Source organism: Pseudomonas sp. SP16.1, assembly GCF_052682975.1.
Genome location: NZ_JBQYFZ010000001.1, coordinates 2,412,878 through 2,425,559, shown reverse-complemented (window position 1 = coordinate 2,425,559; position 12,682 = coordinate 2,412,878). Strand labels below are relative to the sequence as shown.

Sequence of the window (12,682 nt, the reverse complement as noted above, 5' to 3'; positions counted from 1 at the left end):
GCGCAGCCTGCGTTTGAACAAAAAAATGCCGCATCCAGTCACGGATGCGGCATGTGTGGCAATCAGTTGGTCTGGGCGCCCTGGGCGATCCACTGGCCGATCAGGTCACGCTCGTCCTGGGTCATCTGGGTGATGTTGCCCAGCGGCATGATCTGCGTGGCCACGGTCTGCGCATGGATCTTGGCGGCTTGCGCCTTGATCTGCTCGGGGGTGTCGAGCAGCAGGCCGGCCGGTGCGCTGCTGAACATCGGGCTGCTCGGGGTCGCCGAGTGGCACACGGTGCAGCGCTCGTGGATCACGCTCTCGACCTTGGCGAAGTCGCTGCTGGCGGCTGCCGGGGCTTCGGCCGCCGGAGCCTGTTCGGCAGCGGCCGGGGCTTCGCTCACTTCCTCGACCTTGGCCAGGGTCTCGCTGGCTGGCTGCTCCACGGCGGCGACCGGAGCAGCGCTCGGCGAGCGGTGTACCGGAGCGGTGACGTAGGCCAGGCAGATCATGCCCAGGGCCGCGGCCGGCAGGGTCCAGGCGAACTTGTTGCTGTCATGGCGGGTGTTGAAGTAGTGGCGTACCAGCACTGCCAGGATCGCGATGCCCGCCAGGATCAGCCAGTTGTACTGGCTGCCGTAGGTGCTCGGGAAGTGGTTGCTGATCATGATGAACAGCACCGGCAGGGTGAAGTAGTTGTTGTGGCGCGAGCGCAGCAGGCCCTTGGCCGGCAGCACGGGATCGGGCGTGCGGTTCTCCTCGATCGCCTTAACCAGCGCGCGCTGGGCCGGCATGATGGTGAAGAACACGTTGCCGACCATGATGGTGCCGATGATCGCGCCGACATGGATGTACGCGGCGCGGCCGCTGAAGATCAGGCTAAAGCCGTAGGCGGCGGCGATGATCAGCACGAACAGCACGGCGCCGAGCAGGGCCGGGCGCTTGCCCAGCGGCGAGTCGCAGAGGAAGTGGTAGATCACATAGCCGGCGATCATCGAGCCGAAGCCGATGACGATGCCCATGGCCGGTGCCAGCTCGACACCCGGCTTGACCAGGTACAGGCTGGGGTTGAGGTAGTACACCACCAGCATCAGGGCGATGCCCGACAGCCAGGTGAAGTAGGCCTCCCATTTGAACCAGTGCAGGTTCTCCGGCATTTTCGGCGGAGCCAGCTTGTACTTTTCCAGGTGGTAGATGCCGCCACCGTGAATCGCCCAGAGGTCGCCCGATAGGCCCTCGCGGGGATTGCTCCGGTTGAGGTTGTTCTCCAACCAGACGAAATAGAAGGATGCGCCGATCCAGGCGATGCCGGTGATCATATGGATCCAGCGGATGCCCAGGTTTAGCCATTCGGTGAAATGTGCTTCCACGATCTGTACCTCTTTTCCCGGGGGAGGCACGCCAGCCCCGGGCTTCTCTTATTGGTGGGGGTTGAGGAGAAGGAGTTCGTCCTCATTGAAGAAATGCTCATCGCAGTTGTTGCCGGAACCACTGCGATCAACCACCAGGAAGTCATCCCGCTTTTCGATCGTCAGCACCGGGTGGTGCCAGACGCCGCGATGGTAATTGACGCCCTGCCTGCCATTGCTGAGGAAGGCACGGACGGACCCTGATACAGGTACATCGCCAACTGGCGCGACCACGATCAGAAAGGGGTTGCCGAGCAGCGGAATGAAGGCCTGGCTGCCCAGCGGATGGCGTTCCAGCATGCGGATGGTCAGCGGCATCTCGAGCGCCTCGGCGCTGAAGATGCTGATGATGGCCTGGTCCTCCGGCTGTGCGGTCTCCACGCTGGCCAGCTTGTGATAGCGGCGGGTGGAGCCGTTGTTGATCATGAAGAAGTCGCTGCCCTCGGTTTCGATCACGTCACCGAAGGGGGCGAAGGCTTCTTTGCTCAGGGGCTCGATGGTCAGGCTACGCATGGCTGTTCTACTTGTTCTGCTCGGTTGAATGGGACTGCCGCCTTACAGCTGTTGCAGGCGGAACATGGCGATCTTGTTGATCTCGGCCAGGGCGGTGGCGAACTCCTGCTCCGGCGTGTTGTGGATGCGTTCCTCGAAGGCGGCCAGGATCTGGTGGCGGTTGCTGCCCTTGACGGCCTTGATGAAGGGGAAGCCGAACTTGGCCTTGTAGGCATCGTTGAGTTCGGTGAAGCGGGCGAACTCCTCGGCGGTGCATTCGTGGATGCCGGCGCCGGACTGTTCGGCGGTGCTGGAGGCGGTCAGCTCGCCGCGCACGGCAGCCTTGCCGGCCAGGTCCGGGTGCGCGTTGATCAGCGCCAGCTGGGCCTCATGGCTGGCGGACAGGAGGATGTCGGCCATGCGCTGCTGCAGGCTGTCGATCTCGTCCACGGATGCGTCCAGGCCGAGATCGTAGGCCTTCTCGGCCACCCAGGGCGAGTGCTCGTAGATGTCGGCGAAGGCGGCAACGAAGGCCTCGCGGCTCAGCTGGGACGGAGTCAGGGTCTGGAAACGGCTCATTTGCTGCTCTCTTGTTCGGCGGTCGCACGGAAGGGGTGGGTGACGTGCCAGTGCTTGGCGATGTCGACGCGGCGCGCGCACCAGACCTTGTCGTGGCTCTTCACGTAATCGAGGAAGCGTGCCAGCGAGGCCAGGCGCGCCGGGCGGCCGAGCAGGCGGCAGTGCATGCCGATCGACAGCATCTTCGGCGCGCCGGCTTCGCCCTCGGCGTAGAGCACGTCGAAGGCGTCCTTGAGGTATTCGAAGAAGTCGTCGCCCTTGTTGAAACCCTGCACCTGGGTGAAGCGCATGTCGTTGGTGTCCAGGGTGTAGGGGATCACCAGGTGCGGCTTCTCCGCAGTGCTGGCCGGATCCCAGTAGGGCAGGTCGTCGTCGTAGGTGTCGGAGTCGTAGAGGAAGCCGCCTTCCTCGCGCACGATGCGCCGGGTGTTCGGGCCCAGGCGGCCGGTGTACCAGCCCAGCGGGCGCTCGCCGGTCAGCTCGGTGAGGATGCGGATGGCCTCGAACATGTGCTCGCGCTCGGTGGCTTCGTCCATGTTCTGGTAGTCGATCCAGCGATAGCCGTGGCTGCAGATCTCGTGACCGGCGGCGACCATCTGCTTGATCACCTCGGGGTGACGCTGGGCAGCCATGGCCACGGCGAACACGGTTAGCGGGATGTCGTGCTTCTTGAACAGCTCGAGCAGGCGCCACACGCCGGCACGGCTGCCGTATTCGTAGAGCGATTCCATGCACAGGTTGCGCTGGCCCTGCAGCGGCTGGGCGGCGACCATCTCGGAGAGGAAGGCCTCGGACTCCTTGTCGCCATGGAGAATGTTGCGTTCGCCGCCTTCCTCGTAGTTGAGCACGAAGGACAGCGCGATGCGCGCGTCGCCCGGCCAGTGCGGGTGGGGAGGGGTGGCGCCGTAGCCGATCAGATCGCGTGGGTAATCAGCGTTCACTGCAGTCTTCCTATCTGGAACGTGGCGGTCGGTGCGCGTCTCGGGAGTGGATGGCGGCGCGACCGGGATGGCTAATTGTATACAAAGTAAGTTGCCGTTTGTAAATCTACTTTTCGTCATTTTCTTCCCCCGCCGCCGCGACGAGGATTTTGCCCAGTTGGTCAGCTATATGGGCCGTCGCCGGCACGCTGGCTGAGCTGGATGCAGACATGCCGTGATCCTGCCGTGTGCTCAATCGGCTATTGTGCTGGATTTATTGTGTACAATTTTTCTGTAAAGTGTTTTATATTCGCTCTGCGTGCTATCCTGCCAGAGCGTCGGAGCACTGCGACGAGCCGATTTCAACAGAGTAGAGGAGGTGTGGTGTCCGTGTTGGCGCAGGTCGCGACGGGCACCCGAGAGCCATGGGACGTTTGACTACGCATGTACTGGACGCCGCGCACGGTTGCCCGGGGAGTGATATCAAGGTCGAGCTGTACCGCGTCGAAGGCGCGCAGCTGGAGCTGATCAACAGCGTTACCACCAACCACGACGGCCGTTGCGATGCGCCGGTGCTGCAGGGCGAGGACTATCGTACCGGCGTCTACCAGTTGCATTTCCATGCCGGCGACTACTACCGCGCCCGCGGCGTCAGCCTGCCCGATCCGGCCTTCCTCGACGTGGTGGTGCTGCGCTTCGGCATCGACGCCGGGCAGGAGCACTACCACGTGCCGCTACTGATTTCCCCCTACAGCTACTCCACTTACCGCGGTAGCTGAGCCGGCGGCGGGCGTAGATCCCGCCGAACCTATGCTTGTCACCCTCAGACTCGATCGAGTCCTTGCGCCCGCTCACACTGCGGGCTTTTTTTTGGGTTCATCGCGCTTTCCCAGGGAAGGCGGCCTCGATTTTCAGGAAGAAATGGTCCGCGTCCCGAAAGCCATAGGCCATGCGCTTGATCACCTTGCGTGGCGGTTTGTCATCGCGCAGTAGGTTGGCCTGATCGACGCGGATACGGTCGATCACCTCACGCCCATGGCGCGCCACCACATGCAACGGCTCATACGGCACTTCGGCTTGAGGGCGGTGCCGCTTCACTTCCAGGCCGAAAGCGGTGCTCATGTCCATGGCGACCGCTTCGATTTGCTGGCAGCGCTCACCGAGCAACGCGAAGAATGGGCGAGTCCGCGAAGAATCAATAAAAACCCGGCGCTCAGACTGAGTTCCCGAACTTGGCTCCGCGACCTGGACTCGACAGCGCAGCTGAGCGCGCGGCAGCAGCGGCCCCGAAGGGGTGAGCGAAGGGAATAACCTGGGACGCAGTCCCTGGTGAGAGTCCGGCGGATACAAAAAAGCCCCGGTATCAATCGAGGCTTTTGAATTTGACTCCGCGACCTGGACTCGACGGCGCCAGCCGAACGCGCGGTAGCAGCGGCCCCGAAGGGGTGAGCGTAGCGAATAACCTGGGACGCAGTCCCTGGTGAGAGTCCGGCGGATACAAAAAAGCCCCGGTATTAACCGAGGCTTTTGAATTTGACTCCGCGACCTGAACTCGACGGCGCCAGTCGAACGCGCGGCAGCAGCGGCCCCGAAAGGGTGAGCGTAGCGAATAACCTGGGACGCAGTCCCTGGTGAGAGTCCGGCGGATACAAAAAAGCCCCGGTATCAACCGAGGCTTTTGAATTTGGCTCCGCGACCTGGACTCGAACCAGGGACCCAATGATTAACAGTCATTTGCTCTACCGACTGAGCTATCGCGGAACAACGGCGCGTATGTTACTGATTAAGAAAGGGAAGTCAATACTTTGCAGTGACTTCTGTATGGCTGCGAGACGGCGTGTCCAGATGTGCTGGGGCCGTGGCAGGGGCTTTAGCCGCGACGGTTATGGCAGATCGCGGCTAAAGCCCTCCCTCAGCGTTACAGCACGGCGTGGATGGCGCGGGTGACGCTGTCCAGGTTGCCTTTGTTCAGCGCGGCGACGCAGATGCGGCCGGTGCCGACGGCGTAGATGCCGAACTCGTTCTTCAGCCGCTCGACCTGTTCCACGGTGAGGCCGGAGTAGGAGAACATGCCGCGTTGCTCGGCGACGAAGCCGAAGTCGCGCTTGGCGCCCAGGGCGGCCAGCTGCTCGACCATGGCCAGGCGCATGCCGCGGATGCGTTCGCGCATTTCGCCCAGCTCGGCTTCCCACATGGCGCGCAGCTCGGGGCTGTTGAGCACGCTGGCGACCACGGTGGCGCCGTGGGTCGGCGGGTTGGAGTAGTTGGTGCGGATCACGCGCTTGAGTTGCGACAGCACGCGCCCGGCCTCTTCCTGGCTGCCGGTGACGATGGACAGCGCGCCTACGCGCTCGCCGTACAGCGAGAACGACTTGGAGAAGGAGCTGGAAACGAAGAACTCCAGGCCGGACTCGGCGAACAGGCGCACGGCTTCGGCGTCCTGCTCGATGCCGTCGCCGAAACCCTGGTAGGCGATGTCGAGGAAGGGCACGTGCTCACGCTCGCGCAGCACTTCCAGCACGGCTTTCCAGTCGTCCAGCTGCAGGTCGACGCCGGTGGGGTTGTGGCAGCAGGCGTGCAGCACGACGATCGAGCGGGCCGGCAGGTTGCGCAGGTCTTCGAGCAGGCCGCCGCGATTGACGCCATTGCTGAAGGCATCGTAGTAGCGGTAGTTCTGCACCGGGAAACCGGCGGATTCGAACAGCGCGCGGTGGTTCTCCCAGCTCGGGTCGCTGATGGCCACGATCGAGTCGGGCAGCAGGCGCTTGAGGAAGTCGGCGCCGATCTTCAGCGCGCCGGTACCGCCCAGGGCCTGGGTGGTGATCACCCGGCCGGCTTCGAGCAGGGCCGCGCCCTTGCCGAACAGCAGTTCCTGCACGGCCTTGTCGTAGGCGGCGATGCCTTCGATGGGCAGATAGCCACGGGGCGCATGCGCCTCGATGCGTGCCCTCTCGGCCTCGGCTACCGCGCGGAGCAGCGGAATTCGCCCTTCCTCGTTGTAGTAGACACCCACGCCGAGGTTGACCTTGGTCGGGCGGGTGTCGGCGTTGAATGCTTCGTTGAGGCCCAGGATGGGATCGCGCGGAGCCATTTCGACGGCGGAGAAGAGACTCATGATGGATGCGGCAGCTCGAAGGTGAGGGTGGGAGGCCAGGCGTCCCCCGTGAACAAGCGCTAGGGGTCGCGTAAACGGGGCGTTAGTATAACGACCCCGGGGTCAGGGGGCGACAGCGGAAACGCCTGAATTAAAGGCTTTCGCCAGGTAATTCGAGCGCGTCTTCGCATCCCCCATGGTTTGCAGCTTTGACGTAGGCTGTCCGGGTACGTCACAGCCGTTTGTCGAGGTCAGTCATGTCAGCGTTTCAACTGGTTACCCGCTTCAAGCCTGCCGGCGATCAGCCGGAGGCGATCCGGCAGATGGTCGAGGGCCTCGAGGCGGGGCTGTCGCACCAGACCCTGCTCGGGGTGACCGGTTCGGGCAAGACCTTCTCGATCGCCAACGTGATCGCCCAGGTGCAGCGCCCGACCCTGGTGCTGGCGCCGAACAAGACCCTGGCGGCGCAGCTGTACGGCGAGTTCAAGGCGTTCTTCCCGCACAACGCGGTGGAGTATTTCGTCTCCTACTACGACTACTACCAGCCGGAAGCCTATGTGCCGTCGTCCGACACCTTCATCGAGAAGGATGCCTCGATCAACGACCATATCGAGCAGATGCGCCTGTCGGCGACCAAGGCGCTGATCGAGCGGCCCGACGTGATCGTGGTCTGCACCGTGTCGTCGATCTACGGCCTGGGCAGCCCCGAGGAGTACCTGAAGATGGTGCTGCACCTCGACCGCGGCGACAAAATGGATCAGCGTGACCTGCTGCGCCGTCTGGCCGAGCTGCAGTACACGCGCAACGACATGGATTTCGCCCGCGCCAGCTTCCGCGTGCGCGGCGACGTGATCGACGTCTTCCCCGCCGAATCCGAGCTGGAGGCGATCCGCGTCGAGTTGTTCGACGACGAGGTGGAAAGCATCAGCGCCTTCGATCCGCTGACCGGCGAAGTGATCAAGAAGCTGCCGCGCTTCACCTTCTACCCCAAGAGCCACTACGTCACCCCGCGCGAGACGCTGCTGGGCGCGGTGGAGAACATCAAGGTCGAGCTCAAGCAGCGCCTCGACTACCTGCGCGGCGCGGGCAAGCTGGTGGAGGCGCAGCGCCTGGAGCAGCGCACCCGTTTCGATCTGGAGATGATCCTCGAGCTGGGCTACTGCAACGGCATCGAGAACTACTCGCGCTACCTCTCCGGGCGCGGCCCCGGCGAGCCGCCGCCGACCCTGTACGACTACCTGCCGGACCAGGCGCTGCTGGTGATCGACGAGTCCCACGTCTCGGTGCCGCAGGTCGGCGCCATGTACAAGGGCGACCGCTCGCGCAAGGAAACCCTGGTTGAATACGGCTTCCGCCTGCCGTCGGCGCTGGACAACCGGCCGATGCGCTTCGAGGAATGGGAGGCGGCCAGCCCGCAGACTATCTTCGTCTCCGCCACGCCCGGGCCCTACGAGGCCGAGCATGCCGGGCGGGTGGTCGAGCAGGTGGTGCGCCCGACCGGTCTGGTCGATCCCGAGGTGGAGGTGCGTCCGGCACGCACCCAGGTCGACGACCTGCTGTCGGAAATCCGCCTGCGCGTGGCGGTCGAGGAGCGCGTGCTGGTCACCACCCTGACCAAGCGCATGGCCGAGGACCTGACCGACTATCTGGCCGACCACGACGTCAAGGTGCGCTACCTGCACTCGGACATCGATACCGTGGAGCGGGTGGAGATCATCCGCGACCTGCGTCTCGGCGCCTTCGACGTGTTGGTGGGCATCAACCTGCTGCGCGAGGGCCTGGACATGCCCGAGGTTGCGCTGGTGGCGATTCTCGATGCGGACAAGGAAGGCTTCCTGCGCAGCGAGCGTTCGCTGATCCAGACCATCGGCCGCGCCGCGCGCAACCTCAACGGCAAGGCGATTCTCTACGCCGACAACATCACTGGTTCGATGGCGCGCGCCATCGGCGAGACCGAGCGGCGCCGTGACAAGCAGATTGCCTTCAACGCGGCCCATGGCATCGTGCCCAAGGGGGTGAAGAAGGACGTCCAGGACATCCTCGAAGGCGCCACCGTGCCCGGCGCGCGCAGCAACAAGCGCAAGGGCATGGCCAAGGCGGCGGAGGAGAGCGCCCGTTACGAGAGCGAACTGCGTTCGCCGAGCGAGATCGCCAAGCGCATCCGCCAGCTCGAGGAGAAGATGTACCAACTGGCCCGCGATCTGGAGTTCGAGGCCGCGGCCCAGCTACGCGACGAGATTCACAAACTGCGCGAGCGCCTGCTGCAGGTGTAGCCCGCGCCTGGCCGCGTCGGTCGCCGCCGGGGCTCAAACAACGGACCCCGCCACCGTTACCGATGGCGGGGGCTGCTTATCTGCACGGCTACTGCAGGTTGGCCTTCAACGCCTGGGCGGCCTGATCCAGCGCGGTGCGCACGGCCGGTACCCCGGCCAGCACGTTGAGCAGGCCGTAATCGTGGATCATGCCGTTGTAGCGTACGGCGGTCACCGTTACGCCAGCGGCATCCAGGCGTCGGGCGTAGGCTTCGCCCTCGTCGCGCAGCACGTCCATCTCGGCGGTCTGCACCAGCGCCGGCGGCAGGCCTTCGAGCTGCTCCAGGCTGGCGCGCAGCGGCGAGGCGTGGATCTCGTTGCGCTGCTTCGGGTCGGTGGTGTAGTTGTCCCAGAACCATTCCATCATGCCGCGGGTGAGGAAGTGGCCTTCGGCGAACTGGTTGTAGGAGGCGTTGTTGAAGTTGGCGTCGGTCACCGGCCACAGCAGCAGCTGGAAGCGCAGCTTCGGAGTGCCAGCCTCCTTGGCCTTGAGCGCCACCACCGCGGCCATATTGCCGCCGACGCTGTTGCCGGCCACGGCCAGGCGCGAGCCATCGACGCCGATCCGGCTGCCATTGTCGGCCACCCATTGGGTCGCCGCGTAGGCCTGGTCGATCGCGGTCGGGTACTTGGCCTCCGGCGACGGGCTGTAGTCGACATAGATCGCCGCCGCTCCCGAGCCCACCACCAGGTCGCGGATCAGGCGTTCGTGGGTCGGGAAGTCGCCGAGCACCCAGCCACCGCCGTGGAAGAACATGAATCCCGGCAATACGCCCTTGGCGCTTTCGGGACGCACAACCTTCAGGGTAATGGACTGGCCGTTCGCCTGGATCACCCTGGTGTCCACCACGATGCCGGACAGATCCACCTTGGCGCTGGCCTGGGCACCCACCAGCACGGCGCGGGCGTCCTTCGGCGACAAGGTCTCCAGCGGCTGGCCGCCGCCGGCTGCCAGGGCGTCGAGGAAACCCTGGGTAGTGCGTTCCACGCCGGGACTGCCGGCGGCGAAGCTGCTGCTGACGGCCAGGGCGAGCAGCCCGGCGGTGAGGGTACGCGAGATGTTCATGGTCAAACTCCTGTCGATAGGGGCTGCAAGGATCAGTGCTGGTTGCTGCAAGCGCTGGACAGCTGCTCGTAGGCGAGCACTTGCACCTCACCGGCGCTGTTGCGGTAAGTCATCTTCGCGGTGACCACCTCGCACTGCGGGCTGGCCGGTACGTCGATGGCAATTACCTTGGCGATGTCCAGCTGGGTGCCGTAGCGGTAGGGTGTAGCGGTGGCGTTCTGGGCAAAGGCCCCGAGGGAGGCACTGAGCGAAACCGCGGCCAGGGTGGCGGCGAACAGGTTGCGAGTCTTCATGCGGTGGTCTCCTCCTGGGCTCGCCCACGGCCAAGCCGTGAGCGCTCGCCCTGTGTGTCAGACGATGGTCAAAGTGACGTCGATGTTGCCGCGGGTGGCGTTGGAGTACGGGCAGACGATGTGCGCGCGGTCCACCAGGGTTTGCGCCGCTTCGCGGTCCAGACCCGGCAGGCTGATGCGCAGCTCCACCTCGATGTCGAAGCCGGTGGGGATCGGGCCGATGCCCACGGTGCCTTCGATGAAGGTGTCGGCCGGGATGCTCAGCTTGTCGCGGGCGGCGACGAACTTCAGGGCGCCGAGGAAGCAGGCCGAATAGCCGGCGGCGAACAGCTGTTCCGGGTTGGTGCCGTTGCCGCCGGCGCCGCCGAGTTCCTTCGGGGTGGTCAGGGCGATGTCCAGGATGCCGTCAGAGGAGACGGCGCGGCCCTCACGGCCGCCAAAGGCTTCAGCGGTAGCACGGTAGAGAACGTTTTCGATGGTCATGGCGGTATTCCTCTTGGGTGTTGGGGTGATGCGTAGGGATTGTTCGATCAGCCTTCGTGGTTGATCAGCCATTCGGGATACAGGCCCTTGCCGTTCTGGCTGGGTTGGCCGTTGTCGGCCAGAACCGGGGCGGAAAGGATCAGCGTGGCGGTCAGTGCGATCAGGGTTTTCATCGGTTTCTCCAGGGCTTCGGTGGGTAGCGGGTGGAGACGACTGTGAGGTCTCCGTGGAATGTTTCGCGCTAATGTTTTGTGCGCAAGTCATTTCCATGGAGCGAACTGTAGTGCGCATGTATTTAGTGCGCAAGATAAATTTCTGAGTTTTTCGCTATAGCCCTAGAGGATCAGAGCATAAGCAGGTGTGGCGGGGATAGAGGCGCTGGAGGTGTGCGGGTGGCGTAGCGTGCAGGTCTCGAATGGGGCTTGAGGTAGTGGCCGCCCAAACCGCCTCCAGGCGTGATGGGCGGCATGAGCGCCTGGCTTACAGCGCTTGCTGCAGGTGGCTGCGCAACTGCACCAGTTCCTCTTTGAGCGAGGCGAGCTGCTCCAGGGTCAGGCCGGAGGCCTTGAGGATGCAGGCCGGCAGCGCCTTGGCCTGCCCATGCAGGGCGCGCCCCTTGTCGGTCAGGTGCAGCTGCACCACGCGCTCGTCCTGGCTGCTGCGTACCCGCTGCAGCAGGCCCTCGCTTTCCAGGCGCTTGAGCAGGGGGGTGAGCGAGCCGGGGTCGGTGAGCATGCGTGCGCTGATCTCGCTGACGGTGATGCCGTCGTTCTCCCACAGCACCAGCATGGCCAGGTACTGCGGGTAGGTCAGCCCCAGCGCCTGCAGCAACGGCTTGTAGGTCTTGGTCATCAGCAGCGAGGTGGAATAGAGGGCGAAGCACAGCTGGTTGTCCAGCAGCAGCTCGGCGCAGGGCTGCACTTGGGTGGTCATGGCGGTGGCCTGTGAGGGTAGACGGTGTGCTTAAAGCTAGCGCGCAAATGATCGTCGCGCCAGGGGAAGGCGCGGGCGGGCCCGCGCCTCGGTGCGCTCAGCCACAGGATACGCGAGTGATGACGCGCTTCTCGTCGACATTCAGGTTCAGGCGCTGGCCATTGTATTCCAGAGTCACCACGCTGCCCGGGGTGAGCACCCGGGCGGTGTTGGCGCCGGCCTGCTGGCGGGCCTGTTCGAGCAGCTCGGCGGTAACCACCTGACCCTGCAGGTGCTCCACAGCGGTCGAGGTGCAGCCCAGGCTGGGGTCGGCGGGCTTGGTTGCGGGTTTATCGGCCGTGCCGCAGCCAGCGGCGAGCAGGGTGGTGGTGACAATCAGGCTGAAGCGGGTTTGCAGAGTCAACGTGATGGGCTCCTTTTCCATGGGATTACTGCGCGTCTTCGAGGCGCGCCAGACGTTCTTCGAGGGCGGCGATGCGTGCCTCCAGTACGGCCAGGCGTTCGTCGTTAGGTGCCGAGGCCTCGCTGCGCGAACTGGGGCGGTTGGCCAGCAGGCTCTCCAGGTCGTCCGGCTCACCCAGCAGGTGCATGTAGCGATCTTCGCGCTGGCCGCTCTGGCGCGGCAACAGTATGACCAGGCCGCGGGCGATCAGGCGCTCCAGCTGGTGCTGGACTTCGGCGACGTCGTCGAAGTCATGCATGCGGTTGCTGCGCGTGAGCAGTTCGCTCAGGGTCTGCGGGCCGCGCAGCAGCAACAGGCCGAGTAGCACGGTCTGCGGCTTGACCAGCTCCAGCTGCTTGTCGCAGCGCTGCTCCCAGCGGTCGGCGCGGCTGCCCATGACCAGGCGCACCAGCTGGCGGCCTTCCAGGCTGCGCAGGTAGCGGCCAACTTCGCCGGTCTCCAGGTTCATCAGCGGCTCGCGGCTGGTTTTCTGGTTGCAGGCCAGTTGCAGGGCGTTGAGGGTGAGCGGGTAGCTTTCCGGGGTAGTCAGCTGCTTTTCGATCAGGCAGCCGAGCAGGCGCACCTCGATGGCGTGCAACGGGGTGTCGCCGACCAGGGGGGAGGGGGTATGGGACATGAGTGGATCCTGCCGCGGGGAAATAGCCTCTAGCCTAGCG

Annotated in this window: 14 protein-coding genes, 1 tRNA gene and 1 pseudogene; 2 read left to right on the top strand and 14 right to left on the bottom strand. The window is 64.6% G+C overall.

Annotated features, from left to right (window positions below; genetic code table 11):
* Positions 1-62: 62 nt before the first annotated feature.
* The 4 genes from ACUTAF_RS11745 to puuE are packed head-to-tail and all read right to left on the bottom strand — an operon-like array spanning position 63 to position 3,403.
* Complete coding sequence (locus tag ACUTAF_RS11745; protein WP_445580122.1) at positions 63-1,352, bottom strand: urate hydroxylase PuuD; 1,290 nt, start codon at positions 1,350-1,352, stop codon at positions 63-65.
* Positions 1,353-1,400: 48 nt separating this feature from the next.
* Positions 1,401-1,904: an ureidoglycolate lyase gene (locus tag ACUTAF_RS11740; protein ID WP_445580121.1), complete on the bottom strand. Its 504-nt coding sequence runs from the start codon at positions 1,902-1,904 to the stop codon at positions 1,401-1,403.
* 42 nt (positions 1,905-1,946) lie between these two features.
* Complete coding sequence (gene uraD, locus ACUTAF_RS11735; RefSeq protein WP_445580120.1) at positions 1,947-2,462, bottom strand: 2-oxo-4-hydroxy-4-carboxy-5-ureidoimidazoline decarboxylase; 516 nt, start codon at positions 2,460-2,462, stop codon at positions 1,947-1,949.
* Positions 2,459-3,403, bottom strand: coding sequence for an allantoinase PuuE (puuE, locus tag ACUTAF_RS11730; protein WP_445580119.1), 945 nt, complete (start codon positions 3,401-3,403; stop codon positions 2,459-2,461). The genes uraD and puuE overlap by 4 nt, the downstream gene beginning before the upstream one ends.
* A gap of 404 nt (positions 3,404-3,807) precedes the next feature.
* Between puuE and uraH the strand changes: the two genes are divergently transcribed.
* Complete coding sequence (gene uraH, locus ACUTAF_RS11725) at positions 3,808-4,161, top strand: hydroxyisourate hydrolase (RefSeq protein WP_445580118.1); 354 nt, start codon at positions 3,808-3,810, stop codon at positions 4,159-4,161.
* A gap of 175 nt (positions 4,162-4,336) precedes the next feature.
* Here uraH and ACUTAF_RS11720 read toward each other — a convergent pair.
* The 3 genes and pseudogenes from ACUTAF_RS11720 to ACUTAF_RS11710 form a co-directional block, all read right to left on the bottom strand.
* Positions 4,337-4,564, bottom strand: a pseudogene (locus ACUTAF_RS11720) (transposase); the annotation flags it as partial.
* 503 nt (positions 4,565-5,067) lie between these two features.
* Positions 5,068-5,143, bottom strand: a tRNA-Asn gene (locus ACUTAF_RS11715).
* 157 nt (positions 5,144-5,300) lie between these two features.
* Positions 5,301-6,497 (bottom strand): amino acid aminotransferase, encoded by a 1,197-nt coding sequence (locus ACUTAF_RS11710; protein ID WP_445580117.1) that lies wholly within the window; start codon positions 6,495-6,497, stop codon positions 5,301-5,303.
* Positions 6,498-6,733: 236 nt separating this feature from the next.
* Here ACUTAF_RS11710 and uvrB point away from each other — a divergent pair, with 236 nt between their 5' ends.
* Complete coding sequence (gene uvrB, locus ACUTAF_RS11705; RefSeq protein ID WP_445580116.1) at positions 6,734-8,749, top strand: excinuclease ABC subunit UvrB; 2,016 nt, start codon at positions 6,734-6,736, stop codon at positions 8,747-8,749.
* An 88-nt stretch (positions 8,750-8,837) separates the two neighbouring features.
* Here the strand turns inward: uvrB and ACUTAF_RS11700 are convergent, their stop codons facing one another.
* The 7 genes from ACUTAF_RS11700 to ACUTAF_RS11670 form a co-directional block, all read right to left on the bottom strand.
* A complete protein-coding gene (locus tag ACUTAF_RS11700; protein ID WP_445580115.1) occupies positions 8,838-9,854 on the bottom strand; it encodes an alpha/beta hydrolase in 1,017 nt (338 codons plus the stop codon).
* Positions 9,855-9,886: 32 nt separating this feature from the next.
* Positions 9,887-10,147: a DUF2790 domain-containing protein gene (locus ACUTAF_RS11695; protein WP_445580114.1), complete on the bottom strand. Its 261-nt coding sequence runs from the start codon at positions 10,145-10,147 to the stop codon at positions 9,887-9,889.
* 57 nt (positions 10,148-10,204) lie between these two features.
* Positions 10,205-10,630 (bottom strand): organic hydroperoxide resistance protein, encoded by a 426-nt coding sequence (locus ACUTAF_RS11690; RefSeq protein WP_445580113.1) that lies wholly within the window; start codon positions 10,628-10,630, stop codon positions 10,205-10,207.
* Positions 10,631-10,677: 47 nt separating this feature from the next.
* Positions 10,678-10,803, bottom strand: a complete 126-nt coding sequence (locus ACUTAF_RS11685; RefSeq protein ID WP_445580112.1) for a hypothetical protein — start codon at positions 10,801-10,803, stop codon at positions 10,678-10,680.
* Positions 10,804-11,110: 307 nt separating this feature from the next.
* Positions 11,111-11,563, bottom strand: coding sequence for a MarR family winged helix-turn-helix transcriptional regulator (locus ACUTAF_RS11680; RefSeq protein ID WP_445580111.1), 453 nt, complete (start codon positions 11,561-11,563; stop codon positions 11,111-11,113).
* Between the two features lie 97 nt (positions 11,564-11,660).
* On the bottom strand, positions 11,661-11,966 hold the full coding sequence (locus ACUTAF_RS11675; protein WP_445580110.1) for an I78 family peptidase inhibitor: 306 nt from the start codon (positions 11,964-11,966) through the stop codon (positions 11,661-11,663).
* 25 nt (positions 11,967-11,991) lie between these two features.
* Positions 11,992-12,642, bottom strand: coding sequence for a YceH family protein (locus ACUTAF_RS11670; protein ID WP_445580109.1), 651 nt, complete (start codon positions 12,640-12,642; stop codon positions 11,992-11,994).
* Between the last annotated feature and the right edge of the window lie 40 nt (positions 12,643-12,682).

Coding starts and splice junctions, on each gene's coding strand:
- uraH (WP_445580118.1), top strand. CDS start 3,808: ATGGGACGTTTGACTACGCATGTACTGGACGCCGCGCACGGTTGCCCG.
- ACUTAF_RS11700 (WP_445580115.1), bottom strand. CDS start 9,854: ATGAACATCTCGCGTACCCTCACCGCCGGGCTGCTCGCCCTGGCCGTC.
- ACUTAF_RS11740 (WP_445580121.1), bottom strand. CDS start 1,904: ATGCGTAGCCTGACCATCGAGCCCCTGAGCAAAGAAGCCTTCGCCCCC.
- ACUTAF_RS11680 (WP_445580111.1), bottom strand. CDS start 11,563: ATGACCACCCAAGTGCAGCCCTGCGCCGAGCTGCTGCTGGACAACCAG.
- ACUTAF_RS11710 (WP_445580117.1), bottom strand. CDS start 6,497: ATGAGTCTCTTCTCCGCCGTCGAAATGGCTCCGCGCGATCCCATCCTG.
- ACUTAF_RS11670 (WP_445580109.1), bottom strand. CDS start 12,642: ATGTCCCATACCCCCTCCCCCCTGGTCGGCGACACCCCGTTGCACGCC.
- ACUTAF_RS11690 (WP_445580113.1), bottom strand. CDS start 10,630: ATGACCATCGAAAACGTTCTCTACCGTGCTACCGCTGAAGCCTTTGGC.
- uvrB (WP_445580116.1), top strand. CDS start 6,734: ATGTCAGCGTTTCAACTGGTTACCCGCTTCAAGCCTGCCGGCGATCAG.
- ACUTAF_RS11695 (WP_445580114.1), bottom strand. CDS start 10,147: ATGAAGACTCGCAACCTGTTCGCCGCCACCCTGGCCGCGGTTTCGCTC.
- ACUTAF_RS11685 (WP_445580112.1), bottom strand. CDS start 10,803: ATGAAAACCCTGATCGCACTGACCGCCACGCTGATCCTTTCCGCCCCG.
- uraD (WP_445580120.1), bottom strand. CDS start 2,462: ATGAGCCGTTTCCAGACCCTGACTCCGTCCCAGCTGAGCCGCGAGGCC.